Source organism: Burkholderia sp. R-40, assembly GCF_049942845.1.
Taxonomy (GTDB): Bacteria; Pseudomonadota; Gammaproteobacteria; order Burkholderiales; family Burkholderiaceae; genus Burkholderia; species Burkholderia ambifaria.
Map to the genome: position 1 here is coordinate 2545885 of NZ_CP187967.1, position 24928 is coordinate 2570812.

General features: G+C 68.9%; 25 protein-coding genes. 17 read left to right on the plus strand and 8 right to left on the minus strand.

Translation table 11 applies throughout. The features are described from left to right. Positions 1-49: 49 nt before the first annotated feature. From kdpA to ACP26O_RS11815, 5 genes are all read right to left on the minus strand, one after another. Positions 50-1855, minus strand: a complete 1806-nt coding sequence (gene kdpA / locus ACP26O_RS11795) for a potassium-transporting ATPase subunit KdpA (RefSeq protein ID WP_175660188.1) — start codon at positions 1853-1855, stop codon at positions 50-52. Then, positions 1852-1944, minus strand: a complete 93-nt coding sequence (gene kdpF / locus ACP26O_RS11800; protein ID WP_006752209.1) for a K(+)-transporting ATPase subunit F — start codon at positions 1942-1944, stop codon at positions 1852-1854. The genes kdpA and kdpF overlap by 4 nt, the downstream gene beginning before the upstream one ends. 308 nt (positions 1945-2252) lie before the next feature. Next, positions 2253-3227, minus strand: coding sequence for a quinone oxidoreductase family protein (locus tag ACP26O_RS11805; RefSeq protein WP_175664995.1), 975 nt, complete (start codon positions 3225-3227; stop codon positions 2253-2255). 181 nt (positions 3228-3408) lie between these two features. Beyond that, entirely contained in the window at positions 3409-3801 is a 393-nt protein-coding gene (locus tag ACP26O_RS11810; protein ID WP_006752212.1) for a methylglyoxal synthase, read from the minus strand. Positions 3802-3855: 54 nt separating this feature from the next. Then, positions 3856-4635 carry an SDR family oxidoreductase gene (locus ACP26O_RS11815; protein ID WP_105786948.1) on the minus strand — a complete coding sequence of 260 codons (780 nt, stop codon included), beginning with the start codon at positions 4633-4635 and terminating at the stop codon, positions 3856-3858. A 224-nt stretch (positions 4636-4859) separates the two neighbouring features. On the opposite strand from ACP26O_RS11815, the gene upp reads away from it, so the two are divergent. The 14 genes from upp to ACP26O_RS11885 all read left to right on the plus strand — a co-directional run bounded on the left by upp (position 4860) and on the right by ACP26O_RS11885 (position 17885). Beyond that, positions 4860-5510 (plus strand): uracil phosphoribosyltransferase, encoded by a 651-nt coding sequence (gene upp / locus ACP26O_RS11820; protein WP_006478229.1) that lies wholly within the window; start codon positions 4860-4862, stop codon positions 5508-5510. Between the two features lie 215 nt (positions 5511-5725). Continuing rightward, positions 5726-6454, plus strand: coding sequence for a YebC/PmpR family DNA-binding transcriptional regulator (locus ACP26O_RS11825; RefSeq protein ID WP_011657518.1), 729 nt, complete (start codon positions 5726-5728; stop codon positions 6452-6454). 105 nt (positions 6455-6559) lie between these two features. Beyond that, positions 6560-7840 carry a phosphoribosylamine--glycine ligase gene (gene purD, locus ACP26O_RS11830; protein ID WP_006752215.1) on the plus strand — a complete coding sequence of 427 codons (1281 nt, stop codon included), beginning with the start codon at positions 6560-6562 and terminating at the stop codon, positions 7838-7840. Positions 7841-7947: 107 nt separating this feature from the next. Then, positions 7948-8868, plus strand: a complete 921-nt coding sequence (gene hemF / locus ACP26O_RS11835; protein WP_011657520.1) for an oxygen-dependent coproporphyrinogen oxidase — start codon at positions 7948-7950, stop codon at positions 8866-8868. Then, complete coding sequence (locus ACP26O_RS11840) at positions 8865-9623, plus strand: nicotinate-nucleotide adenylyltransferase (RefSeq protein WP_175664996.1); 759 nt, start codon at positions 8865-8867, stop codon at positions 9621-9623. Before hemF ends, ACP26O_RS11840 begins: the two co-directional genes overlap by 4 nt. A 4-nt stretch (positions 9624-9627) precedes the next feature. Further along, positions 9628-10068 carry a ribosome silencing factor gene (gene rsfS / locus ACP26O_RS11845; protein WP_006752218.1) on the plus strand — a complete coding sequence of 147 codons (441 nt, stop codon included), beginning with the start codon at positions 9628-9630 and terminating at the stop codon, positions 10066-10068. Between the two features lie 19 nt (positions 10069-10087). After that, positions 10088-10558: a 23S rRNA (pseudouridine(1915)-N(3))-methyltransferase RlmH gene (rlmH, locus tag ACP26O_RS11850; RefSeq protein WP_175664997.1), complete on the plus strand. Its 471-nt coding sequence runs from the start codon at positions 10088-10090 to the stop codon at positions 10556-10558. A 50-nt stretch (positions 10559-10608) separates the two neighbouring features. Next, entirely contained in the window at positions 10609-11241 is a 633-nt protein-coding gene (locus ACP26O_RS11855; protein ID WP_165751798.1) for a Maf family protein, read from the plus strand. Between the two features lie 8 nt (positions 11242-11249). Beyond that, positions 11250-12719 (plus strand): ribonuclease G, encoded by a 1470-nt coding sequence (gene rng / locus ACP26O_RS11860; RefSeq protein WP_011657524.1) that lies wholly within the window; start codon positions 11250-11252, stop codon positions 12717-12719. Between the two features lie 121 nt (positions 12720-12840). After that, on the plus strand, positions 12841-13176 hold the full coding sequence (locus ACP26O_RS11865) for a YggL family protein (RefSeq protein ID WP_006752222.1): 336 nt from the start codon (positions 12841-12843) through the stop codon (positions 13174-13176). A 455-nt stretch (positions 13177-13631) separates the two neighbouring features. Further along, positions 13632-14801: a collagen-like triple helix repeat-containing protein gene (locus ACP26O_RS11870; protein ID WP_175664998.1), complete on the plus strand. Its 1170-nt coding sequence runs from the start codon at positions 13632-13634 to the stop codon at positions 14799-14801. A gap of 268 nt (positions 14802-15069) precedes the next feature. Beyond that, entirely contained in the window at positions 15070-16038 is a 969-nt protein-coding gene (locus ACP26O_RS11875; protein WP_175664999.1) for a PRC-barrel domain-containing protein, read from the plus strand. Further along, positions 16035-17294, plus strand: coding sequence for an MFS transporter (locus ACP26O_RS11880; RefSeq protein ID WP_175665000.1), 1260 nt, complete (start codon positions 16035-16037; stop codon positions 17292-17294). Before ACP26O_RS11875 ends, ACP26O_RS11880 begins: the two co-directional genes overlap by 4 nt. A gap of 24 nt (positions 17295-17318) precedes the next feature. Continuing rightward, positions 17319-17885: an FUSC family protein gene (locus ACP26O_RS11885; protein ID WP_011657529.1), complete on the plus strand. Its 567-nt coding sequence runs from the start codon at positions 17319-17321 to the stop codon at positions 17883-17885. Between the two features lie 53 nt (positions 17886-17938). Here ACP26O_RS11885 and ACP26O_RS11890 read toward each other — a convergent pair whose 3' ends face one another. Further along, positions 17939-18319: an RcnB family protein gene (locus ACP26O_RS11890; RefSeq protein ID WP_006752228.1), complete on the minus strand. Its 381-nt coding sequence runs from the start codon at positions 18317-18319 to the stop codon at positions 17939-17941. Between the two features lie 95 nt (positions 18320-18414). Beyond that, positions 18415-20166 (minus strand): lipid A export permease/ATP-binding protein MsbA, encoded by a 1752-nt coding sequence (gene msbA, locus ACP26O_RS11895; protein ID WP_011657530.1) that lies wholly within the window; start codon positions 20164-20166, stop codon positions 18415-18417. A 224-nt stretch (positions 20167-20390) separates the two neighbouring features. On the opposite strand from msbA, the gene ACP26O_RS11900 reads away from it, so the two are divergent. From ACP26O_RS11900 to ACP26O_RS11910, 3 genes are all read left to right on the plus strand, one after another. After that, a complete protein-coding gene (locus tag ACP26O_RS11900) occupies positions 20391-21143 on the plus strand; it encodes a glycosyltransferase family 2 protein (protein ID WP_175665001.1) in 753 nt (250 codons plus the stop codon). Between the two features lie 145 nt (positions 21144-21288). Beyond that, the gene (locus ACP26O_RS11905; RefSeq protein ID WP_175656579.1) at positions 21289-22131 is read left to right on the plus strand and encodes a glycosyltransferase family 2 protein; all 843 of its coding nucleotides are present in this window, start codon (positions 21289-21291) and stop codon (positions 22129-22131) included. A gap of 136 nt (positions 22132-22267) precedes the next feature. Next, the gene (locus tag ACP26O_RS11910; protein ID WP_165751802.1) at positions 22268-23548 is read left to right on the plus strand and encodes an O-antigen ligase family protein; all 1281 of its coding nucleotides are present in this window, start codon (positions 22268-22270) and stop codon (positions 23546-23548) included. Positions 23549-23717: 169 nt separating this feature from the next. On the opposite strand, the gene ACP26O_RS11915 is transcribed toward ACP26O_RS11910, so the two are convergent. Then, a complete protein-coding gene (locus ACP26O_RS11915) occupies positions 23718-24896 on the minus strand; it encodes a glycosyltransferase family 9 protein (protein ID WP_175660196.1) in 1179 nt (392 codons plus the stop codon). Between the last annotated feature and the right edge of the window lie 32 nt (positions 24897-24928).

The following is a 24928-nucleotide window of genomic DNA, read 5'->3' on the forward strand; positions in this document are numbered from 1 at the left end:
TCTCTTCAATCTCTTCAGTCGTTTCAACGTGTCGCGATGCGCTCGCGCGTTACGCGCCCAGCCACATCATCAGATGCTCGACGCCCGGGCCGAGCGCGAGCGCCGGCACGTAGGTCAGCGCGCCCACCAGCAGCACGGTGCCGAGCAGCAGCACGACGAACAGCGGGCCGTGCGTCGGCAGCGTGCCGCTCGTCACCGCGATGCGCTTCTTCGCGGCGAGCGAGCCGGCGATCGCCAGCACCGGCACGATCGTGCCGAAACGGCCGAACCACATCGCGATCGCGGTCATCCAGTTGTAGAAAGGCGTGCCGACCGTCAGGCCCGCGAACGCGCTGCCGTTGTTGTTCGCGGCCGAGCTGAACGCGTACAGGATTTCCGAGAAGCCGTGCGGGCCCGGGTTTGCGATGCCGGCCTTGCCTGCGTCGGCCAGCACCGCGATCGACGTGCCGACCAGCACGAGCAGCGGCGTGAGCAGCACGACGATCGACACCATCTTCATCTCGTACGACTCGATCTTCTTGCCGACGTATTCGGGCGTGCGGCCGATCATCAGGCCGGCGACGAACACCGCGAGCAGCGCGAACACGAGCATCCCGTAGAGGCCCGAACCGACACCGCCGTAGACCACCTCGCCGAGCTGCATCAGCAGCATCGGCACGAGGCCGCCGAGCGGCGTCAGCGAATCGTGCATCGTGTCGACCGCGCCGCACGACGCGGCCGTCGTCGCGACCGTGAAGATGCCGGTCTGCGCGATCCCGAAGCGCGTTTCCTTGCCTTCCATGTTGCCGCCCGGCTGCAGCGCGCCGGCCGACTGGTCGACGTGAAGCGCGGCGAACGTCGGGTTGCCGCCCTGCTCGGCGCTCACCTCGACGCCGACCGCGACCGCGAACGCGACCGTCATCGCCGCGAGCACCGCGATGCCCTGCCGGCGGTCGCCGATCATGCGGCCGAACACCAGGCACAGCGCGGCCGGGATGATCAGGATCGAGAAGATCTGCAGGAAGTTCGCGAACGGCGTCGGGTTCTCGTACGGATGGGCGGAGTTCGCATTGAAGAAGCCGCCGCCATTGGTGCCGAGCATCTTGATCGCTTCCTGCGACGCGACCGGGCCCATCGCGAGCGTCTGCTTCACGAGCGGGGTCGGCACCGTCACCGGGTTGCCCTTGTCGTCCTTCACCGGGCTGCCCTGCGCGTCGAGCTTCGGCGCCGCGTACGTGCTCGCCTGCAGCACCGGCACGTCCTGGTACGCCTTCATGTTCTGGATCACGCCCTGGCTCATCAGCAGCGCGGCGACGAGCGCCGCCATCGGCACGAGCACGTACAGCGTCACGCGCGTGAGGTCGACCCAGAAGTTGCCGATCGTCTGCGCGGTGTGGCGCGCAAAGCCGCGGATCAGCGCGATCACGACGACGATGCCGGTCGCCGCGGACAGGAAGTTCTGCACGGTCAGGCCGAGCATCTGCGTCAGGTAGCCGACCGTCTGCTCGGGCGTGTAGTCCTGCCAGTTCGTGTTGGTGACGAAGCTGACGGCCGTGTTGAACGCACCGTCGGGCGTCATCGCGCCGAACTGCTGCGGGTTGCCGGGCAGCAAGCCCTGCAGGCGCAGCAGCCCGTAAAGGAACAGCACGCCGAGCGCGTTGAACGCGATCGTCGCGATCGCGTATTGCTTCCAGTTCATTTCGGTGCCGGCGTCGACGCCGGCGATGCGGTACAGCACCCGCTCGAGCGGCCCGAACACGCGCACGACGCGCGAGCTGCCGTCCATCACGCCGCTCAGGTAGCGCGCGACGGGTACGGCCGCCGCGAGCAGCACGACGATGAACAGCAGTATCTGCAACAGGTTGTTCGCGTTCATTCGATGTCCTCCGCGCGCAGCAGCGCAAAAACGAGGTACGCGAACAGCAGGGCCGTCGACGCGCCCGCCAGCCAAAGCATCCAGGTCATGCCCGCCCCCCGCGACCGTATTGCACGAGCTTCTCGCAACCGGCAAGCAAACCGAGGATCAGCGCGGTGAACAGCACCAGTGCACCGATGAAAACCCCATCCATTTTTGTGTTCTCCGTCGTCGAAATCTGACGACTCGAACCTTATGGGAACGCGCGTAAAGGACGGGTCAAAGGTGATCGGGCGGGTGTAAAAAACGCGTAAACGCGTGCAGCGGAGGACGGCGGGCGGGAGGGCAGACAGGACGGGCGACGGCCGGCGCCGCCCGCAAGGGCGCGTGCCGGCGGGGTGTCGGCACGACGGAAGGGTCAGGGAATGAGGATCGTCGAGCCGGTCGTCTTGCGGGCCTCGAGGTCGGCATGCGCGCGGCCGACTTCCGCGAGCGGATAGCGCTGGTTGATGCTCGTCTTCACCTTGCCCGTCAGGATCACGTCGAACAGCTCGGCGGCCGCGGCTTCGAGATCGGCGCGCTTCGCGATGTACGAGAACAGCGTCGGCCGCGTGAAGAACAGCGAGCCGCGCGACGAGAACTCCTTCGAGTCGATCGCCGGCAGCGGGCCCGATGCGTTGCCGAAGCTGACGAAGTAGCCGAGCGGCGCGAGGCAGTCGAGCGAACCGATGTAGGTGTCCTTGCCGATCGAATCGTAGACGACCGGCACGCCCGCGCCGTTCGTGATCTCCTTCACGCGCTGCGTGAAGTTCTCGCGCGTATAGACGATCGGATGATCGCAGCCGTGCGCCTTCGCGAGCGCGGCCTTCTCGTCGGAGCCGACCGTCCCGATCACGGTCGCGCCGAGCGCCTTCGCCCACTGGCACACGAGCAGGCCGACGCCGCCGGCCGCCGCATGGATCAGGATCGTGTCGCCGGCCTTCACCGGGTACGTGCGGCGCAGCAGGTAGTGCGCGGTCAGCCCCTGCAGCATCACCGAGGCCGCGTCGTCATCGCTGATGCCGTCCGGCAGCTTCACGAGCCGCTCGGCCGGCATCACGCGCTCCTGCGCATACGCGCCCGGCGGCTGCCCGACGTATGCGACGCGATCGCCCGCCTTGAAGGCGGTCACGCCGTCGCCGACGGCCGTCACCTCGCCCGCCGCCTCCATCCCGAGACCGCCGGGCAGCGGCTGCGGATAGAGGCCCGTGCGGAAATACACGTCGATGTAATTGAGCCCGACCGCCTGCTGCCGGATGCGGACTTCGCCGGCCTTCGGCGCGCCGACCTCGACATCGACCCACTTCATCACGTCCGGGCCGCCCGGCTGGTCGTATCGGATTGCTTTCGGCATCGTTTCGCTCCTCGTTTCTGAATCGGTCAGGGGATATTCGGCTCGCCGACGCGCGGGCCGTCGCCCACCGTGCAGACGGGCGCCGGCGGCAGCTGCGCGTCGCGATGCCCGATTCTCGCGCGCAACCGCCGGGCGTGGGCATGGCCCTGACGCAAGCAGGGGCAATCGGGCCGGCAGGCGGCTAGCAGACGTCCTGCATGTTGCGCGCCAGATCGTCGAGCAGCATCCGCGCGGTCGCGACGTTGGTCGCGACCGGCACGTCGTGCACGTCGCACGCGCGCACCAGCGCGGTGATGTCCGGATCGTGCGGCTGCGCGGTCATCGGGTCGCGCAGGAACACGACGATGTCGACGCGGCCGTCGGCCAGCTCCGCACCGATCTGCAGGTCGCCGCCGAGCGGCCCCGACAGCTTGCGCTCGACCTCGAGCCCGTGCGCGGCGGCGATGCGGCCGCCCGTCGTGCCCGTCGCGACCAGCCGGCATTGCGCGAGCGTCTCGCGGAACTGGCCCGTGAGCGCGACGATGTCGTCCTTCTTCGCGTCGTGCGCAATCAATGCGATGCGGGGTTTGCTCATCTCCGGTTCCTTCGTGGTTCGATGGTTGTCGTCTTTTGAATGGCGGTGCGTGCGTCAGAACGTGCCCGGATACGCGCCGCCGTCGAGCAGCCAGTTCTGCCCGGTGATATAGCCGGCATGCACGCTGCAGAGGAACGCGCACGCGGCGCCGAATTCGGCACGCGTGCCAAGGCGCCCGGCCGGGATCTCCTTCGCGCGCCGCGCGCGCAGCTCGTCGACCGTCACGCCCTGCGCCTTCGCCGACGCGGCGAGCGTCGTCGCGATCCGGTCGGTGTCGAACAGCCCCGGCAGCAGGTTGTTGATGGTCACGCCCTGGCCGGCGACCTTGCGCGACAGCCCCGCGACGAAGCCGGTCAGCCCCGAGCGCGCGCCGTTCGACAGCGCGAGCACGTCGATCGGCGCCTTCACGGCCGAACTCGTGATATTGACGATCCGGCCGAAGCCGCGCCCGATCATCCCGTCGACGGTCGCGCGGATCAGCTCGATCGGCGTCAGCATGTTCGCCTCGAGCGCGCGGATCCAGTCGTCGTGCGAGAAATCGCGGAAGTCGCCGGGCGGCGGGCCGCCCGCATTGTTCACGAGAATGTCCGGCTGCGGGCAGGCGGCGAGCGCGGCCGCGCGCCCGTCGGGCGTCGTGATGTCGCACGCGACGGCGGTGACCGACACGTTCGCCCCGGCGCGGATCTCCTCGGCGGTTTCCTCCAGCGTGTCGCGCGTGCGCGCGACGATCACGAGATTCACGCCCTCGGCGGCCAGCGCTTCCGCGCAGCCGCGCCCGAGGCCCTTGCTCGCCGCGCACACGAGGGCGGTCTTTCCTGCGATGCCGAGATCCATCGTCGATTCCTTTATGGCGACGCGCGCCGGCGCGGCCCGGCCCCGGCCGCATCGCCGGACGGGCGAACGGTCGCGAACGGGCTGGCACGACGCGCGGATTGTCGTGAGACGTCGATAATATCCGGATCGCGCGGCGCGCCTTGGTAAAATTGCGGCCATAAGCGGCAGCCGGCTTGCGCCCGCCGCCGCCCCCGATCCCCTTTTGCCGTCAAGGCGCCCCCGTCATGAAACAGGACAGCCGTTTCCCGAATCTCTTCATCACCGATCACCCGCTGATCCAGCACAAGCTCACGCACATGCGCGACAAGGACACGTCGACGCGCACGTTCCGCGAGCTGCTGCGCGAAATCACGCTGCTGATGGGCTACGAGATCACCCGCAACCTGCCGATCACGACCAAGCGGGTCGAAACCCCGCTCGTCGCGGTCGACGCACCGGTGATCGCGGGCAAGAAGCTGGCGATCGTGCCCGTGCTGCGCGCGGGCATCGGGATGTCGGACGGCCTGCTCGATCTGGTCCCGTCCGCGCGGGTCGGCCACATCGGCGTGTACCGCGCGGAAGATCACCGCCCGGTCGAATACCTGGTGCGCCTGCCGGACCTCGAAGACCGCATCTTCATCCTGTGCGACCCGATGGTCGCGACCGGCTACTCGGCCGTGCACGCGGTCGACGTGCTCAAGCGCCGCAACGTGCCGGCCGCGAACATCATGTTCGTCGCGCTGGTCGCCGCGCCCGAAGGCGTGCAGGTGTTCCAGGACGCCCACCCGGACGTGAAGCTGTTCGTCGCGTCGCTCGACTCGCACCTGAACGAGCACGCGTACATCGTGCCGGGCCTGGGCGACGCGGGCGACCGCCTGTTCGGCACCAAGAACTGACGCGCCGCGGCCGGGCTGAGCGGCCGGGGCGCGGCGACGGCCCGCACCGGCCGTTCGGCCATGCGCGGCGGCCCCGAAGCGACGGTCGCCGCGTGATAAAATCACGTTCTACTCGACACGCGCGGCCCGCGGCATCACGCCCGCCGACACGGCCGCCGATTCAACGACACATTGGCACAATCGCCCGCGCAGCGCGCCCGGGCACGGAGAAAGGTATGGCTGGTCATTCGAAATGGGCCAACATCAAGCACAAGAAGGCAGCGGCCGACGCGAAGCGCGGCAAGATCTGGACTCGCCTGATCAAGGAAATCCAGGTCGCGGCGCGCCTCGGCGGCGGTGACGCGAACTCGAACCCGCGTCTGCGTCTCGCGGTCGACAAGGCGGCCGACGCGAACATGCCGAAGGACAACGTCAAGCGCGCGATCGACCGCGGCGTCGGCGGCGCGGACGGCGCGAACTACGAAGAAATCCGCTACGAAGGCTACGGCATCAGCGGCGCGGCCATCATCGTCGACACGCTGACCGACAACCGCATCCGCACGGTCGCGGAAGTCCGCCACGCGTTCTCGAAGTTCGGCGGCAACATGGGCACCGACGGTTCGGTCGCGTTCATGTTCGATCACGTCGGCCAGTTCCTGTTCGCGCCCGGCACGTCGGAAGACGCGCTGATGGAAGCGGCGCTCGAAGCCGGCGCGGACGACGTCAGCACGAACGACGACGGCTCGATCGAGGTGCTGTGCGACTGGCAGGCGTTCTCGGCGGTGAAGGACGCGCTCGAAGCCGCGGGCTTCAAGGCCGAACTCGCCGAAGTGACGATGAAGCCGCAGAACGAAGTCGAATTCACCGGCGACGATGCGGCGAAGATGCAGAAGCTCCTGGACGCGCTCGAGAACCTCGACGACGTGCAGGAGGTGTATACGAACGCCGTCATCGTCGAGGAATGAGATGCCGGCCGCCGTGCACACGATCACGGCGGCGGCTCGACCGATTTCGCGGCCGGCGCGCCTGAGCGTGCCGGCCGCCCTGTTTTCTAGTCTGCGGGGAATCCCATGAAACTACTCGTCGTCGGTTCAGGCGGCCGCGAACATGCGCTCGCGTGGAAGCTCGCGCAATCGCCGCGCGTCCAGATGGTCTACGTCGCGCCGGGCAATGGCGGCACGGCGCAAGACGAGCGTCTGAAAAACGTCGACATCACGTCGCTCGACGCGCTGGCCGATTTCGCGGAAAGCGAAGGCGTCGCGTTCACGCTCGTCGGGCCGGAAGCGCCGCTCGCGGCCGGCATCGTCAACCTGTTCCGCGCCCGCGGCCTGAAGGTGTTCGGCCCGACCCGCGAAGCCGCGCAGCTCGAAAGCTCGAAGGATTTCGCGAAGGCGTTCATGAAGCGTCACGGCATTCCGACCGCCGACTACGAAACCTTCTCCGACGCCGCCGCCGCGCACGCGTACATCGACGCGAAGGGTGCGCCGATCGTCGTGAAGGCCGACGGCCTCGCGGCCGGCAAGGGTGTCGTCGTCGCGATGACGCTGGAAGAAGCGCATGCCGCGGTCGACATGATGCTGTCGGGCAACAAGCTGGGCGACGCCGGCGCGCGCGTCGTGATCGAGGAATTCCTCGATGGCGAGGAAGCGAGCTTCATCGTGATGGTCGACGGCAAGCACGCGCTGGCACTGGCGTCGAGCCAGGACCACAAGCGCCTGCTCGACGAGGACCGCGGCCCGAACACGGGCGGCATGGGCGCCTATTCGCCCGCGCCGATCGTCACGCCGCAGATGCATGCACGCGTGATGCGCGAAATCATCATGCCGACGGTACGCGGGATGGAGAAGGACGGCATCCGCTTCACGGGCTTCCTGTATGCGGGCCTGATGATCGACAAGGAAGGCAATCCGCGCACGCTCGAGTTCAACTGCCGGATGGGCGACCCCGAGACGCAGCCGATCATGGCGCGCCTGAAGAGCGATTTCTCGAAGGTCGTCGAACAGGCGATCGCGGGCACGCTCGATTCGGTCGAGCTCGACTGGGATCGCCGCACCGCGCTCGGCGTCGTGCTGGCCGCGCACGGCTATCCGGACGCGCCGCGCAAGGGCGACCGCATCAACGGGATCCCGGCCGAGACGGCCCAGGCCGTGACGTTCCATGCGGGCACGACGCTCGCCGAAGGCGACAAGCTCGTCACGTCGGGCGGCCGCGTGCTGTGCGTGGTCGGCCTCGCCGATTCGGTGCGCGAAGCGCAGCAGCATGCATACGACACGATCAACCAGATCAATTTCGAAGGCATGCAGTACCGGCGCGACATCGGCTTCCGTGCACTGAACCGCAAGAGCGCGTGACGCACTGACCGCCTGCCCGCGCAGGCCCCTCTGCCGGGGTTCGATAGAATGCCCGGCAGTGGCCTTTTTTACGGCCCCCGCTTCGCGCGGGGGCACCCAGTCCAGACATGACCGATTCCACCTACGACGTGCCCCGCGTGCGCACGTACCTCCAGGGCCTGCAAGCTCGCATCGCCGACGCGCTCGGCGCGCTCGACGGCACGCCGCTTGCAACCGACGCATGGCAGCGCGGCCCTGAAGAGCGGCTGCGCGGCGGCGGCTGTACGCGGATTCTCGAAGGCGGCCGCGTGTTCGAGCGCGCGGGAATCGGTTTCTCCGACGTCGCGGGCGACGCGCTGCCGCCGTCGGCGAGCGCCGCGCGCCCGCAGCTGGCCGGCCGCGGCTTCGAGGCGCTCGGTGTGTCGCTCGTGCTGCACCCGCGCAACCCGTACTGCCCCACCGTGCACATGAACGTGCGGATGCTGATCGCGACGAAGCCGGGCGAGGCGCCGATCTTCTGGTTCGGCGGCGGCATGGATCTGACACCGGTTTATCCGTTCGAGGACGACGCGCGGCATTTCCATCAGGTCTGCAAGGACGCGCTCGATCCGTTCGGCGCCGAGCTCTACCCGCGCTTCAAGACCTGGTGCGACGAATATTTCTTCCTGAAACACCGCAACGAGACGCGCGGCATCGGCGGGATCTTCTTCGACGATTTCTCCGAGCCCGGATTCGAACGCTCGTTTGAGATGATGCAAAGCGTCGGCGACGCGTTCCTGAACGCGTACCTGCCGATCGTCGAGCGCCGTGCCGCGCTGCCGTACGGCGAGCGCGAGCGCGACTTCCAGGCTTACCGGCGCGGCCGCTACGTCGAATTCAACCTCGTGTTCGACCGCGGCACGCTGTTCGGCCTGCAAAGCGGCGGCCGGACCGAATCGATCCTGATGTCGATGCCGCCGGTCGCGAACTGGCGCTACAACTGGCAGCCCGAGCCGGGCTCGCCGGAAGCGCGCCTGAGCGAGTTTCTCGTGCCGCGCGACTGGGTGTGAGCCCGCCTCGCCCCGCCGCCCCAAGAACAGGACACGTTTTTCTGGACACCACCGCCCGCCCCGCCCCGCAGCCGCACCCGCCGTTACGTCGCATCGGCCTGCTGGGCGGCACGTTCGACCCGATCCACGACGGTCACCTCGCGCTCGCGCGCCGGTTCGCCGACGTGCTCGGCCTGACCGAGCTCGCGCTGCTGCCGGCCGGGCAGCCGTACCAGAAGCGCGACGTGTCGGCCGCCGAGCATCGGCTCGCGATGACGCGCGCCGCTGCCGGTTCGCTGTCCCTGCCCGGCGTGACGGTCACCGTCGCAACCGACGAGATCGAGCACGCCGGCCCGACCTATACGGTCGAGACGCTCGCGCGCTGGCGCGAGCGGATCGGCCCCGACGCGTCGCTGTCGCTGCTGATCGGCGCCGACCAACTGGTTCGGCTCGACACCTGGCGCGACTGGCGCAAGCTGTTCGACTACGCGCACGTGTGCGCGTCGACGCGCCCGGGTTTCGACCTTGGCGCGGCGTCACCGGCCGTCACGCAGGAAATCGCGCGGCGGCAGGCCGGCGCCGACGTGCTGAAAGCGACGCCGGCCGGCCACCTGCTGATCGACACGACGCTGGCGTTCGATATCGCCGCAACCGACATCCGCGCGCATCTGCGCGAATGCATCGCGCGTCACGCGCAAATGCCCGATGCGTCGGCCGAGCATGTGCCGGCCGCCGTCTGGGCCTATATTCTTCAACATCGTCTCTACCATTCCTGATTCCATGGATATCCGCAAACTGCAGCGCGTGATCGTCGACGCACTCGAAGACATCAAGGCGCAAGACATCAAGGTGTTCAACACCAGCCACCTGACCGAACTGTTCGACCGCGTGATCGTCGCGTCGGGCACGTCGAACCGCCAGACCAAGGCACTCGCGTCGAGCGTGCGCGACAAGGTCAAGGAAGCCGGCGGCGACATCGTCAGCTCCGAGGGCGAAGACACCGGCGAATGGGTGCTGGTCGACTGCGGCGACGCCGTCGTGCACATCCTGCAACCGGCGCTGCGCCAGTATTACAACCTCGAGGAAATCTGGGGCGACAAGCCCGTGCGGATGAAGCTCGGCGGCGGCAAGGACGGTTTCGCGACGGCCAGCGAAGGCGAGGACGACGAGGAAGAAGCGCCCGCACGCCCGGCGCGCAAGACGGCGGCCCGCCGCCGCTGAGTCGCAGCGAGTCGTCCCGATGAAGCTTTTCATCCTCGCGGTCGGCCACAAGATGCCCGGCTGGATCGCGTCCGGCTTCGACGAATACACGAAGCGGATGCCGCCCGAGCTGCGCATCGAGCTGCGCGAGATCAAGCCCGAACTGCGTTCGGGTGGCCGCAGCGCGGACAGCATGATGGCGGCCGAGCGGCAGAAGATCGAGGCCGCGCTGCCGAAGGGCGCGCGCATCGTCGCGCTCGACGAGCGCGGCCGCGACTGGACCACCATGCAGCTCGCGCAGGCACTGCCCGGCTGGCAGCAGGACGGCCGTGACGTCGCGTTCGTGATCGGCGGCGCCGACGGGCTCGATCCGGAACTGAAAGCGCGCGCCGACGTGCTGCTGCGCATCTCCAGCATGACGCTGCCGCACGGGATGGTACGCGTGCTGCTTGCCGAACAGCTTTACCGGGCGTGGAGCATCACGCAGAATCATCCCTATCATCGCGCATGACGTGCCGTCCTCGGACGCGCGCCGCGCGCGCTCACCGAGATAACGACACCATGCCGTCCAGCACGTCCTCCGCCCTTTTCCCGCTCCTTTACCTCGCTTCACAAAGCCCACGCCGCCAGGAATTGCTGCAGCAGATCGGCGTGCGCTTCGAGCTGCTGCTGCCGCGCGCCGACGAGGACGCCGAGGCGCTCGAAGCCGAACTGCCCGGCGAAGCCCCCGACGCGTACGTGCGGCGCGTCACCGTCGCGAAGGCCGAAGCCGCGCGTGCGCGCCTGGTTGCGAGCGGCAAGCCGGCCGCGCCGGTGCTCGTCGCCGATACCACGGTGACGATCGACGGCGCGATCCTCGGCAAGCCGGCCGATGCCGACGACGCGCTCGCGATGCTCACCCGCCTCGCGGGCCGCGAACACGAGGTGCTGACCGCGGTTGCCGTGATCGGCGCCGACGGCGAACTGCTGCCGCCCGCGCTGTCGCGCTCGTCGGTGCGCTTTTCGGCCGCACCGCGCGATGCCTTTGCGCGCTACGTCGAAACCGGCGAGCCGTTCGGCAAGGCGGGCGCGTATGCGATCCAGGGGCGCGCCGCCGAATTCATCGAGCGAATCGACGGTTCCCATTCGGGTATCATGGGTCTGCCCCTTTTTGAGACTGCCGCGTTGCTCCGCACCGCGCGCGTCGCCTTCTGAATCCCACCATGAACGAAGAAATCCTGATCAACCTCACGCCCCAGGAAACACGGGTCGCACTCGTCCAGCAAGGCGCGGTGCAGGAGCTTCACGTCGAGCGCACGCTGTCGCGCGGGCGGGTCGGCAACATCTACCTCGGCAAGGTCGTGCGCGTGCTGCCCGGCATGCAGTCGGCGTTCATCGACATCGGCCTGGAGCGCGCGGCGTTCCTGCACGTCGCGGACATCTGGCATCCGCGCCTCGCCGGCGAGCCGCAGTCGGGCACGCCGCACCAGCCGATCGAGAAGATCGTGTTCGAAGGCCAGACGCTGATGGTCCAGGTGATCAAGGATCCGATCGGCACGAAGGGCGCGCGACTGTCGACGCAAGTCAGCATCGCGGGCCGCACGCTCGTGTACCTGCCGCAGGAGCCGCACATCGGCATCTCGCAGAAAATCGAGAGCGAGGCCGAGCGCGAGGCCGTGCGCGCGCGCCTGACCGCCGTGATCCCGCCGGACGAGAAAGGCGGCTACATCGTGCGCACGATCGCCGAGGATGCGACCTCCGAGGAGCTGGCCGGCGACGTCACGTACCTGCGCAAGACCTGGGCGACGATCGTCGCGCAGGCGCAGCGGCTGCCGGCGACGAGCCTGCTGTACCAGGATCTCGACCTCGCGCAGCGCGTGCTGCGCGATTTCTCGAACGACGACACGACGCGTATCCAGGTCGATTCGCGCGAGACGTACCAGCGCCTCGCGGAATTCGCGGACGAGTTCACGCCGGCCGTGAGTCCGAAGCTGCATCACTACACCGGCGAGCGGCCGCTGTTCGACCTGTACAACATCGAGACGGAGATCCAGCGCGCGCTGTCGCGCCGCGTCGACCTGAAGTCGGGCGGCTACCTGATGATCGACCAGACCGAGGCGATGACGACGATCGACGTGAACACCGGCGGCTACGTCGGCGCACGCAACTTCGACGACACGATCTTCAAGACCAACCTCGAGGCCGCGCACACGATCGCGCGGCAATTGCGGCTGCGCAATCTCGGCGGGATCATCATCATCGACTTCATCGACATGGAGAACGCCGAGCATCGCGACGCGGTGCTGTCGGAGCTGAAGAAGGCGCTGTCGCGCGATCGCACGCGCGTGACGGTCAACGGCTTCTCGCAGCTCGGGCTCGTCGAGATGACGCGCAAGCGCACGCGCGAATCGCTCGCGCACGTGCTGTGCGAACCGTGCCCGACCTGCCAGGGCAAGGGCCAGGTGAAGACGTCGCGCACCGTGTGCTACGACATCCTGCGCGAGATCCTGCGCGAGTCGCGCCAGTTCAATCCGCGCGAATTCCGCGTGATCGCCGCGCAGCAGGTGATCGACCTGTTCCTCGACGAGGAGTCGCAGCATCTCGCGATGCTGATCGACTTCATCGGCAAGCCGGTGTCGCTGCAGGTCGAATCGAACCTGAGCCAGGAGCAGTACGATATCGTGCTGATGTAACCTCCTGCCTGCCCGCCGCCGGCTTTGCCGCGCGGCGCCCCGATGCGGCCGCCCGGGCCGCTTGCGCATGTCGCGCCAGCGCCCGCCGCCGCCCTTTTTCTTTTCACGTACATCACACACCATGAGCCAACGCCACAACCGCCGCCAGCGCAAGAAACTCCACATCGCCGAATTCCAGGAACTCGCGTTCAACGCGACCGCGCAATACCGCAACGAGCTGTCCGACCTCGAGCGCGGCCAACTGATCGATTCGTTCATCGATTTCGTCGAAGCGAACGGGCTGCTCACCGTCGCGTCCGCCGACGAAGGGATCGGCGCCTACGTGATCTCCGGCGCGCCGCGCGGCACGACGACCGACGCCGATCGCGAGAGCGTGCGTGCATGGCTGGCCGCACGGCCGGAGCTGACCGACGTCCAGGTCAGCGAATTCAGCGACGCGTGGTATCCGGACGCCTGACGCGCCGCTTGCTTCACCCGTCACGCGGCGCCCGCGCCTGCCCCCGTCAGGGCGGACCGGGCCGGCGCCGCCGCTTACCCGCACGTCTCTCCTTCCTCTCTTCTCCTCTCGCCCATCACACGACGCGCCCCGTGTCGATCGTGATTAGCCCGATTCCGGCAGTGAATCGGACGCTTACTTCAATTTAACGATCATTAAAAGACGGCTCGCGCAGACGGTCCTACTCTGATCGTACGAATCCGGTGATTTCCGGCACGATCGGCAAGCAAGACGAAAGAATGCAAACGACTCGTCCTGCAAGCGCTCCGGATTCCGACTCAGGCGAAGACGCGACACGGCGACAGGTCAATCAGGGAGACAACAACGACGCGCGCGCCGCTTCACTTCCGCAGCGACCGCACGCCGGCGCACACGAAGGCCGCCTGATCCATTTCCATAATCGAGACGAGGAAGACATGAACGCGCCCACCACCCATCAAGCAGGACTCCGAATGATCATGATCGCGGCAGGCGTTGCGGCGCTGATGTCGCTGGCCGCGTGCGGCGGCTCCGGCTCGCTGAGCAAGGGCACTGGCGGTTCCGGGTCGGGGTCCGGCGACACGACGGCGTCGACCGGCGGTACCGCCAACGGTACGAGCGGCACGTCGGCATCGACCGGCGGTACCGGCAACACCGGCAGCACCGGCAACGGCGCGAGCGGCTCGTCGGCCAACGGCGTCGGCCAGACGCTCGCGGCGTCGAGCAACATCGTCACGGCCGGCGGCGGCGCCATCTCGGGCGTCGGCACGGCGATCGGGGCCCAAACGCTGCCCGGCACGAACCCCGCCACCACGCAGGGGCTCGGCGCGGTCGTGCAGGATGTCGGCGCGGCCGTCACGACGCTCGGCACCGGCCTCGGCTCGGGCCTCGGCCAGCTCGGCGCGTCGTCGAATCCGGTCGGCACGACGGTCGCGAGCACGGGCGGCGTGGTCACGGATCTCGGCCTGGCCGTCGCCGCGACGGGCGGGGTCGTGTCGAGCCTGGGGGCCAGCGGTTCCGCACTGGCGCCGCTTGCGCCCGTCACGTCGCCTGTCGGCGGTGCGGTGACGATGCTCGGCAACACGATCGCGGGCGGCGGCGCGACGCTCGGCACGCAGTTGTCGACCGGCCCGGTAGCACAAGTGACGGGCGCGGCCAGCTCGGCGATCACGCCGATCACGACGACGGTCGGCTCGCTCACGCAGACGGCCGCCGCCAGCACGCCGCTCGGCGCGCCGCTGACGAACCTCGTCACGACCGTCGGCAACGGTGTCGCGAACGCCGGCACGACGATCGCGAAGACGGGCAACAATCCGGTCACGACCGGCGTCGGCAACGTCGTGACCGCGACCGGCAACACGGTCGCCACCGCAGGCACCGCGCTGCTCGGCGGCGGCGCGGCCGCGACGAATCCGCTCGCCCCGGTGACGGGGCTCCTGTCGACCGGCGCACTCGGCGGCACGACGGGCGGCAGCAAACCGGCCGGCACGCTCACGTCGGCGGTCGGCGGCCTGACGGGCGGCAGCGGCACCGGCGTGCTGTCGAATACCGGCGGCGGCCTGCTCGCCCCGGTCACGACGACGCTGGGCACGCTGGTCAAAAAGTAACGTCACGCCGGCAGCCCCTGCGGCGCCCGTACCGTCGTCGACGGTCGGGCGCCGCGTGCGTTATGGCCCCTTATGCGTCCGATGCCGCCCGCCCGGCAATCGATCGCTACCCTTTCCCCCGCCATTGCGCGCCCGATCCTGCGCAGAAATCGGTCCTGAAAGGAAGACACGTTAAACTCTCACCTCGCGAGGTGCGCCGCCCGCACCCGCCATCCATCGCCAGCCGCGCGCCTGCAGGCCCGGCCCCCGACCCATGGAGTGAGTGTCAATGAGCGGCGGACTCCCGTTTCCCGCATCCCGAATGTCGTTCCCGTCCTCGACGGTCTTCCTGGTGCTCGCCGCCGCCGCGCTGCTGTCCGGCTGCAGCTTGCTGCCGACCCAGAATCCGCCCGCGCCGATCAGCGAGGCGCTCATCGAGCCCGTCCGGGAAACCGCCGGCGAGCCGCTGACGATGCCGCCCGTGCCCGCGCCGACGCACCCGGAGGAACCGGAAGCGCCGAAAAAGCCGCACCGCGAGGTGCCGCGGCCGAAGCCGGTGCAACGTGCCGAACCGCCGGCCCCGCCGCCTCCGCCGCCGCCCCCGCTCGTCGCGACCCGCCCGCTCGACCGCACCCAGATCCATGCGCTGCTCGACAGCGAAGTCGCGCGCCGCAACGGCAAGGTGATCGGCCGCGCGGTCGACATGGTGATCGATGCGAGCGGCAAGCCGCGCGAGATGATCGTCAACCTGCAGGGCTTCATGGGCATCGGCGACCGCAAGGTCATCTTCCCGTGGAACGTGTTCCGCTTCACGCCGGGCGGCAAGCAGGAGCCGATCGTGCTCGACGTGCCGTCGGGCGACCTGCCGCCTGCCGCGAGGCCCAAGGCCGTGCCGCTGTCGGGTTCGGCCGCGGCGTCGCCCGCCACGCGGTTGCCACTGCTCGACAGCGACGTCGAGCGCCCGAACGGCACGAAGATCGGCCGCGTCGTCGACGTGCTGATCGACCGCGCCGCGCAGCCGCAGGCCGTCGTGCTCGACCTCGGCGGCCTCGTCAATACCGACCGCCGTTCGATCGCCGCGAGCTGGGGTGCGCTGCGCTTCGTCACGCGTGACAAGGCGCTGCGCCCGCAGCTCGACCTGAACGACGCACAGATCAAGGCGGCGCCGCCCTACGCGGCCGACAAGCCGATCGTCGCGATCTACCCGCCCGTTGCCCCGGCACCGGCGCAGGCTTCCTCTGCGAGTGCGACCCGATGACGATCAAGCATTCCGTCACCGTACGTAGTCTGCGGTCCCTCGACTGGCTCAACTTTTTCGTTGCAAACGTTCAAACCGGGTTCGGTCCGTTCATCGCGTCCTACCTCGCGTCGCACAAGTGGACGCAGGGCGAGATCGGCATGGTGCTGTCGATCGGCACGATCAGCGCGATGGTCAGCCAGGTGCCGGGCGGCGCCGCCGTCGACGCGCTGAAGAACAAGAAAGGCGCGGCCGCCTGGGCGATCGTGGCCATCATCCTGTCCGCGGTGCTGCTCGCGTCGAGCCCGACGATCGTGCCGGTGATCGCGGCCGAAGTGTTCCACGGCTTCGCGAGCTGCATGCTCGTGCCGGCGATGGCCGCGATCTCGTTCTCGCTGGTCGGCCGCGCCGATCTCGGCGACCGGCTCGGCCGCAACGCGCGCTGGGCGTCGATCGGCAGCGCGGTCGCGGCGGGCCTGATGGGGCTCACCGGCGAGTATTTCTCCGCGCGCGCGGTGTTCTGGCTGACCGCGGTGCTGGCGTTGCCCGCGCTGTTCGCGCTCGCGATGATCCAGCCGACGCACGAAGTGATTCCGCAGTCGTCGCAACCCGACGATGACGACGAAGGCGAGCATCGCGAGACGCTGCTCGAGCTGCTGCGCGATCGCCGGATGCTGATCTTCGCGTCGTGCGTCGTGCTGTTCCACCTGTCGAACGCGGCGATGCTCAACCTCGCGGCCGGCGAAGTCACGGCCGGGATGGGCGAGAACGTGCAGCTCGTGATCGCCGCGTGCATCATCGTGCCGCAGGCGATCGTCGCGATGCTGTCGCCGTGGGTCGGCCGCTCGTCGCAACGCTGGGGTCGAAGGCCGATCCTGCTGCTCGGCTTCTCCGCGCTGCCGGTGCGCGCGCTGCTGTTCGCCGGCGTGAGCAGCCCGTATCTGCTCGTGCCGGTGCAGATGCTCGACGGCATCAGCGCGGCCGTGTTCGGCGTGATGCTGCCGCTGATCGCGGCCGACGTCGCGGGCGGCAAGGGCCGCTACAACCTGTGCATCGGGCTGTTCGGACTTGCGGCCGGGATCGGCGCGACGCTCAGCACGGCCGTGGCCGGCTATGTCGCCGATCACTTCGGCAACACGACCAGCTTCTTCGGGCTCGCCGCGGCCGGCGCGCTCGCGGCGCTGCTGGTGTGGCTCGCGATGCCCGAAACGCGCGTCGACAACGGCGACGTGACCGCCGGCGAGCCGGCCGACGCGTCGCCCGAACAGGCGCACTGACGCCCCGCTTCCCGGCACGACACGATGGATACGATCAGGACACTCAACGAAGCCCGCCAGCAGATCCAGCAGTCGATCTTCGATCTGTTCAAGGGGCTGACCTTCGGCGAACGGCTCACGCAGGGCGCGCTGATGGCGCTGCAGGCGGTGTGCGGCGCGTGCCTCGCGTACACGATCGGCCGCGCGCTGCACACCGAACAAGCCGTGTGGGCGGCGGTCACCGCGATCGCCGTCACGCAGCACAACTACTCGGACACGATGTCGCTGTCGCGCGACCAGTTCATCGGCGCGATGATCGGCGGCCTGCTCGGCTTCGCGGGCGCGGCGCTCGGCGGAGACCGCCTCGTCGCCTATGCGCTCGCGGTCGCGCTCACGATCGTCAGTTGCTGGTGCCTGAACGTCGGCAGCGCCGCGCGGCTCGGCGGCGTGACCGCGACGATCGTGCTGCTGTTTCCGGGCAACGGCCCGCTATGGGACATTCCGCTGATGCGGCTCGGGGAAGTGGCGCTCGGCACCGTGTGCGCGCTGGCCGTGTGCTGGGCGATGTCGCTGATCGAGCGACGCTGGTTCCGCCGGGCGGCGGCAAAGTGACGCGGCGCCGGGCAACGCGCCCGGCAGCCGGATGAACGATCGGGAAAGAAACGTTACGGACCGACCCGCAGCACGATGCCCGAACCGATCTGCACGAGCAGGTAGTCGCCGCCCACGCCGACCCACTGATAGCCGCGCGGCGGCGCGCTCAGGTGATAGCCGCGCCAGTCCTCGACCACGTACTGGCGATCGCGGAATTCGCCGGGAAGCCGGTCGCCCTTGTGCCACTCGCGATGCGGCTGGTCGGCCCAGCGCGGCGGCACGTCGTCCTCGTGGCGCATCTGGCCGGGCGGCATGTGCTTCGGGCCATGCCCGCGGTGCATGCCATGATTGCCGTGGTTGTCGTCGTTGCCATGACCTTGCGCCATGGCCGCGGGTGCCGCGAAACCCGCCACGATCAGCGCGGCCAGCATCGTCCCGTGCATCTTCTTCATTGTTCTTCCCTCCGAGTTGTCACGTCGAACCGGAAACAACGGTGCCTGCCGATCAAGACTAGCACACCGGCATGACCCGGCGGCATGCCCCGGCGTCACGCCGCCTGCTGCTGGTACTGGATCCGGTGGAGGTGCGCGTACAGCCCGCCGTGGCGCAGCAGTTCTTCGTGGCTGCCCTCTTCGACGATCTTGCCGGCTTCGAGCACGAGGATCCGGTCCGCACGCTCGATCGTCGACAACCGGTGCGCGATCACGAGCGTCGTGCGCCCTTCCATCAGCCGCTCGAGCGCGGCCTGCACGTGGCGCTCGGACTCCGAATCGAGCGCGGAAGTCGCCTCGTCGAGGATCAGGATCGGCGCGTCCTTGTAGATCGCGCGCGCGATCGCGAGCCGCTGCCGCTGGCCGCCCGACAGACGCATCCCGTTGCCGCCGACGAGCGTGTCGAGCCCGTCGGGCATCGCGGCGACCGCGTCGGCCAGGTTCGCGGCCTCGAGGGCCGCCTGCACGCGTGCGCGGTCGGGCGTCTGGCCGTACGCGACGTTCGCGGCGATCGTGTCGTTGAACAGCACGACGTCCTGGCTGACCATCGCCATCTGGCCGCGCAGCGCGTGGAGGTCGTAGTCGGCCACCGGCACGCCGTCCACCAGGATCGCGCCGCCCGTGGGATCGAAGAAGCGCGGCAGCAGGTTCACGAGGGTCGTCTTGCCGCTGCCCGACGGCCCCGCGAGCGCGATCATCTCGCCCGGCGCGACCTTGAACGAAATGCGGTCGAGCGTCGGCCGCTCGGATGCGCCGTAGTCGAACGACACGCCGCGGAATTCGATCTCGCCGCGCGCGTGCGGCAGCGCACGGCCGCCGCCCTGCGGCTCGCCCGGCTCGTCGATCAGCCCGAAGATCAGCTCGGCGGCTGTCATCCCCCGCTGCAGCGGCTGGTTCACGTCGATCAGGTGCTTGAGCGGCGAAATCACCAGCAGCATCGACGTGACGAACGCGACGAAGCCGCCGACCGTCGTCTGATCGTTGGTCGACTGCACGACCGCGATCGTGATCACGACCGCGAGCGCGATCGACGCGAGGAACTGGGTCAGCGGCTGCGCGAGGCCGCCCGAGATCGTCATGCGCATCGCGTAGCCGCGCAGGCGCTTGCTCATCGCCGTGAAGCGGTCCATCTCGTACGTCTCGCCGTTGTGCACCTTGACGACCTTGTAGCCGCCGACCGTCTCCTCGACGATGTACGACAGCTCGTTGGTCAGCGTCTGGTGCTCGCGGTTCAGGCGGCGCAGGCGGCGGTTGATCTTGCTGACGAGCCAGCCGATGCCCGGCAGGATCACCGCGACGATCAGCGTGAGCCGCCAGTTCAGGTAGAACAGGTAGCCGAGCAGGAACATCACCGTCAGCGAGTCGCGCACGAGCGTGACCATCACGCCGGTCAGCACCGCGAGGATCTGGTTGACCTCGAACACGATCGCGTTGATCACCGTGCTCGCCGTCTCGCGCTGGAAGAACGACGCGCCCGTGTGCAGCATCCGCTGGAACATTTCGAGCCGCAGCTGCAGCAGGATGCGGTTCGATACGTAGTTGAGCAGGTAATTCGATGTGTACTGCGACACGCCGCGCACGAGCGCGAGGCCGATCACGGCCATCGGCACGTACCATTTCGCGCGATCGCTGCCGTGCGAGCCGAAGCCGTGGTCGAGCAGCGGCTTGAGCAGCGCCGGAATCCCGGCTTCGGTGGCCGCGACGACGCCCATCGTGACGACGGCGAGCACCACGATGCCGATCAGCGGCCGGATGTACGGCCACAGGCGCTTGAGAACCGTGAACGGCGACGTGCCCGTGCCGTCCATCGGTTTGCGAAGAGTGTTCTGGGTTTCCAAGGCAATCCTTCTTGAGCCGCGACGCGGCGCCCGGGGCATGGCTGCCCGGGATTCGCCCAGTCCGGCGGTTGCCGAAAAAGGCCCAACATTATAGCTGTACCGCCCGCGCCGGCACGGCCGTTGCCGAAGCGGCCGCCGGCCGGTGCGCGGGTATACTGCCGCTCACCGTTTTCTCCGCCTTTTTCGACGATTTCATGGCAGAACCCACCCTCGGCGTCGCCCTCATCGCCCTCAACGCGGCCGCGCGGCTCGCGCAGTGCCTCGACGCGCTGGCCTTCGCCGACGACGTCGTCGTGATCGACGGCGGCAGCACCGACGATACCGTCGCGATCGCCCGTGCACATGGCGCCCGCGTGATCGTCGAGCGCGACTGGCCGGGCTTCGGCCCGCAGAAGAACCGCGCGCTCGCCGCGCTCGACACCGACTGGATCCTGTCGCTCGACACCGACGAGGTGGTCAGCCCCGAACTCGCGCAGTCGATCCGTGCGGCCATCCGCGCGCCGGCCGCGCAAGTCTACGCGCTCGACCGGCTGTCGAGCTTCTGCGGCCAGTGGATCCACCACAGCGGCTGGTATCCGGACTGGGTGCCGCGCCTGTTCCGGCGTGGCGCCGCACGCTTCTCCGACGACCTGGTGCACGAACGGCTCGTGTTCGACACGCCCGCGCAGCGGCTGGCGGGCAAGCTGATGCACTATTCGTACGAGGATTTCGAAACCGTCGTGCGCAAGCTCGATGCGTATTCGACGGCCGGCGCGCGCCAGCGCCGCGCGGCCGGCCAGCGCGGCGGCTTCGGCAAGGCGCTCGCGCGCGGCGCATGGGCGTTCGTGCGGACCTACGTGCTGCGGCGCGGGTTTCTCGACGGACGCGCGGGCTTCATGATCGCCGTGTTCAACGCGGAAACGGTGTACTACCGGTTCCTGAAGCTCGGCCACGAGCCGGCCCGCTGAGCGCGGGCCGCCCCGCCCCACCCCGACGCCGCCGGCATGCGGCCGGCCCGGCGTTACAATGCCGGGCTGCCCGCATGCGATGCGCGCCCCAAGCGCGGCGCCGCGCCACGCGCCGCCGACACGACGACCACCGACTCCGACCGCCATGTTCTCCATCATCATCCCGACCTGGAACAACCTGCCGTACCTCAAGCTCGTCGTCGACAGCCTGCGCCGTCATTCGGCGTACGACCACCAGATCATCGTGCACGTGAACGACGGCTCGGACGGCACGCTCGACTGGGTGCGCGGCGAAGGCATCGAGCACACCGCGTCGCCGACCAACATCGGCATCTGCCACGCGGTGAACCTGGCCGCCGCGCGCGCGACGCGCGACTACGTCGTCTACATGAACGACGACATGTACTGCTGCCCCGGCTGGGATGCGGCGCTCGTGCGGCGCATCGAGCAGATGCCGACCGACCTGTTCATGCTGTCCGGCACGATGGTCGAGCCGGTCGACACGCGCAACCCGTGCGTCGTCGTCAGTAATTTCGGCCGCGACGCCGAGCAGTTCGACGCGGCCGGCCTCGTCGCGGCCACGCCGCGGCTCGCGCGTGCGGACTGGCTCGGCTCGACCTGGCCGCCGACGCTCGTGCACCGCGACTGGTGGAACCGCATCGGCGGCTACAGCAGCGAGCTGTCGCCGGGCATGAGCAGCGACAACGACTTCTCGATGAAATTCTGGGACGCCGGCTGCCGGATCTTCCTCGGCGTCGGCGACAGCCTCGTCTATCACTTCCAGCAGAAGAGCACCGGCAAGATCGTCAAGAACGACGGCCGCCGCCAGTTCCTCAACAAATGGGGCATGACGCAGGCCACGTTCGACCGCTATTACCTGCATCGCGGCGAGCCGGCCGGCTCGCGGATCGTGCTCGACACGCCGGCCGTCGACGGGCGCCTCAAGCGCGCGCTGCTGCGCTCGCGGATCAAGCGCGCATTCAGCTGATCCGACCCCGGAAACCTCGCGGAAACGCGCGCCGCTTCGCGTATACTGCGCGCTTCGTCCCGGGCACTGCCGCCGCGGGGCGCGCGGCGCGCAGCACGGTGCCCGCATGCCGCATTCGTCCATTCGACAGGTTCCGATGCTTTCGTTTTCCGCTCCCGCCACGCGGCGCCTGACCGCCGCCCGCGCCTTCGCCGTCATCGCGCTCTGCATGGTGCCCGTCTCGACCGCGCTGACCAACGTGTTCTGCGGGCTGTTCGCGGCCGCGCTCGTGATCTCCCCCGAATTCTGGCGCGAGCTGCGCTCGTTCGTCACCGACCCGGCGTCGCTCGCCGCGCTGCTGATCCTCGCGGCGCTCACCGCGAGCATCACCTATACCGTCGCGCCGCACCCGAAGGCGTGGAACTGGATCGGCAAGTACGACAAGCTGCTGCTGCTGCCGTTTGCGGTGCTCGCGTTCCGCCATTCGAACTGGGCGCCGATCGTGCGGCGCGCGTGGTTCGGCACGCTGTGCGTGATCCTGTTGCTGTCGACCACCAACTATCTCGGCCTGACCGCGATCGGGCCCGCGCATGCGAGCGATCTGCCGCTGTCGCGCGCGTGGGTGTTCAAGAACCACATCGCGGCCGGCATGTTCGGCGCGCTGCTGTTCTATCAGGCCGCCGACCTCGCGCTGTCGGCCCGCACCGCGCTGTCGCGCGCCGCGTATGGCGCCGTCGCCGCGTGGTCGTTGATCAACGTGTTCGTGATGCTGCAAGGGCGCACCGGGCAGGTCATTGCGCTGCTGCTGATCCTCGTCGTCGCGGTGCGTTTCGTGTTGCTGCTGCGCCGCCAGTCGGCGCTGCGCGCCACCCTCGCCGCCGGAACGCTGGTCCTGGCCGGCGTCGCGCTGGTCGCTGCCGCGTGCACGATGCACAACGGCCGCCTCGTGAAGGTCGTGACGGAAGTGCAGCAGTATCGGCAGACCGATGCGGCCACGTCGACCGGGCTGCGTCTCGAGTGGTACAAGAAGGGGCTCGAGCTGTATCGCATGCGCCCCGTGATCGGCTACGGCGCGGGCGGTCTCGAATTCGAGTTCGAGAAGCTCACGGCGGGCAAGACGGCCGCCGAAGGCCAGCTCACGTCGAACCCGCATAACGAATACCTGCTGATGGCCGTGCAGCTCGGCACGCTCGGGGTCCTGCTGTTCGTGAACCTGATCGTGCAGATCGCGCGCGGCAGCCGCGCGCTCGACCCGCGTTCGCAGCACCTGCTGCTCGGATGGCTCGCGATCTTCGCGATCGGCAGCCTCGCGAATTCGCTGCTGCTCGATTTCGCCGAAGGCCACCTGCTGGTGCTGCTCGCCGGCATCCTGCTCGGCTGCGCCGAGCGCGGCGAAGCGTTGCCGCGCGAGACGTCGGCGATCCGGCGCAGCGCGTAACGCGCGGGGGTAGCGGACTGGCGAGCGGCGCATGTTGCCGCTCACCTCGGCTCGTCTTCAATGATGGCGCCGCGCGCCGCTGCCGGATGCGCGGCCGCAAGCCTTCGATGCGTGGCGCCGCGGTGCCACGCTCTGCCCTTCAAATCAGGAAACGTCCGGGGTTCGCGCGTCAGTCCGAGCGCGCGCGATGCAGCCGCGACGTGTCGATGACCGCATCGGCGGCGTCCGGCGGATTCAGCCCGAGCATCTCGGCCGCCGCCATCTTCACACGCTGCGTGCCGAGATTGACGAGGCAGTCACTGTGGCTGTCCACATGGCGCTCGCAGCCCTCCTGCCGGCACGGCACGCAATCGCCCTCACCCTGCAGCAGCCATACGTTGCCGTGCCGCGCGGAGCCGCGCAGCGCCCACGGGTTTTCGGTCGGCGGCCAATGCTGCGGCCATGGCCCCCAGCGCACCGGGTCGGACGGACCGAACAGCGCGATCGTGTCGACACCCGTCGCGGCCGCAACGTGCGTCGCGCCCGTATCGGGCCCGATGAACAGCCGCGCGCGCCGCACGAGTTCCGCGCTTTCGCCGAACGTGAGGCGGCCCACCAGGTTCAGCACGTCGCCGCCGGCCCCGGCCGCGACCTGCTCCGCGTACTCGCGCTCGCGATCGGCCGGGCCGCCCGACAGCGCGATCGCGAACCCCTGCCCGCGCAGCCATTCGATCATCTCGATCCAGCCTTCGAGCCGCCATTGCTTGTAGCGAAACATCGGATACGGATGCAGCACGACGAGCGGCTTGCCGTCGCGGATAGCCGGCGACTCCGCGAGCCACGCGTCGAAACGCGCGCGCCGCGCGGGATCGTCGCCGATCCCCGGCGCGACGACCTCGGACACCGGCTCGATGCCGATCACCGGCGCCAGCGCGAGCGTGCTGACGACCGTATGCGCGGACTCGTGGTGATTGATCGCGATGCCGTTCAGCATCATCCGCGTGAGCCACGTGACGCGGTTCGGATCGACGAGGCCGACGCGCTTGCGGCCGGCGAACCAGCTATAGAAGCGCGGCCGGTCGGAGCTCAGTGCCGCGCACGCGAGATCGTAGCGGCGCCACATCGACAGCGCGTCGCGCAGCCGCTCCCGGAAGCCGGCGCGCTGCGCGACGACGATCACGCGTCGCACGTCGGGGTTGTGCTCCAGCACGCCCTCGGTGCCGCGAAACACCAGCATGTCGATCTGCGCGTCGGGCCAGCGCGCCTTCAGCGAACGCACGAGGGGCGTCGTCAGCAGCACGTCGCCGATGCGGCGCGGTGCGGCGACGAGGATGGTTCTGGGCGGGCGGGCGGAAGAAAACAGGGACACGACGATCGTTCCGTCTAGCAGGCTGGACAAGG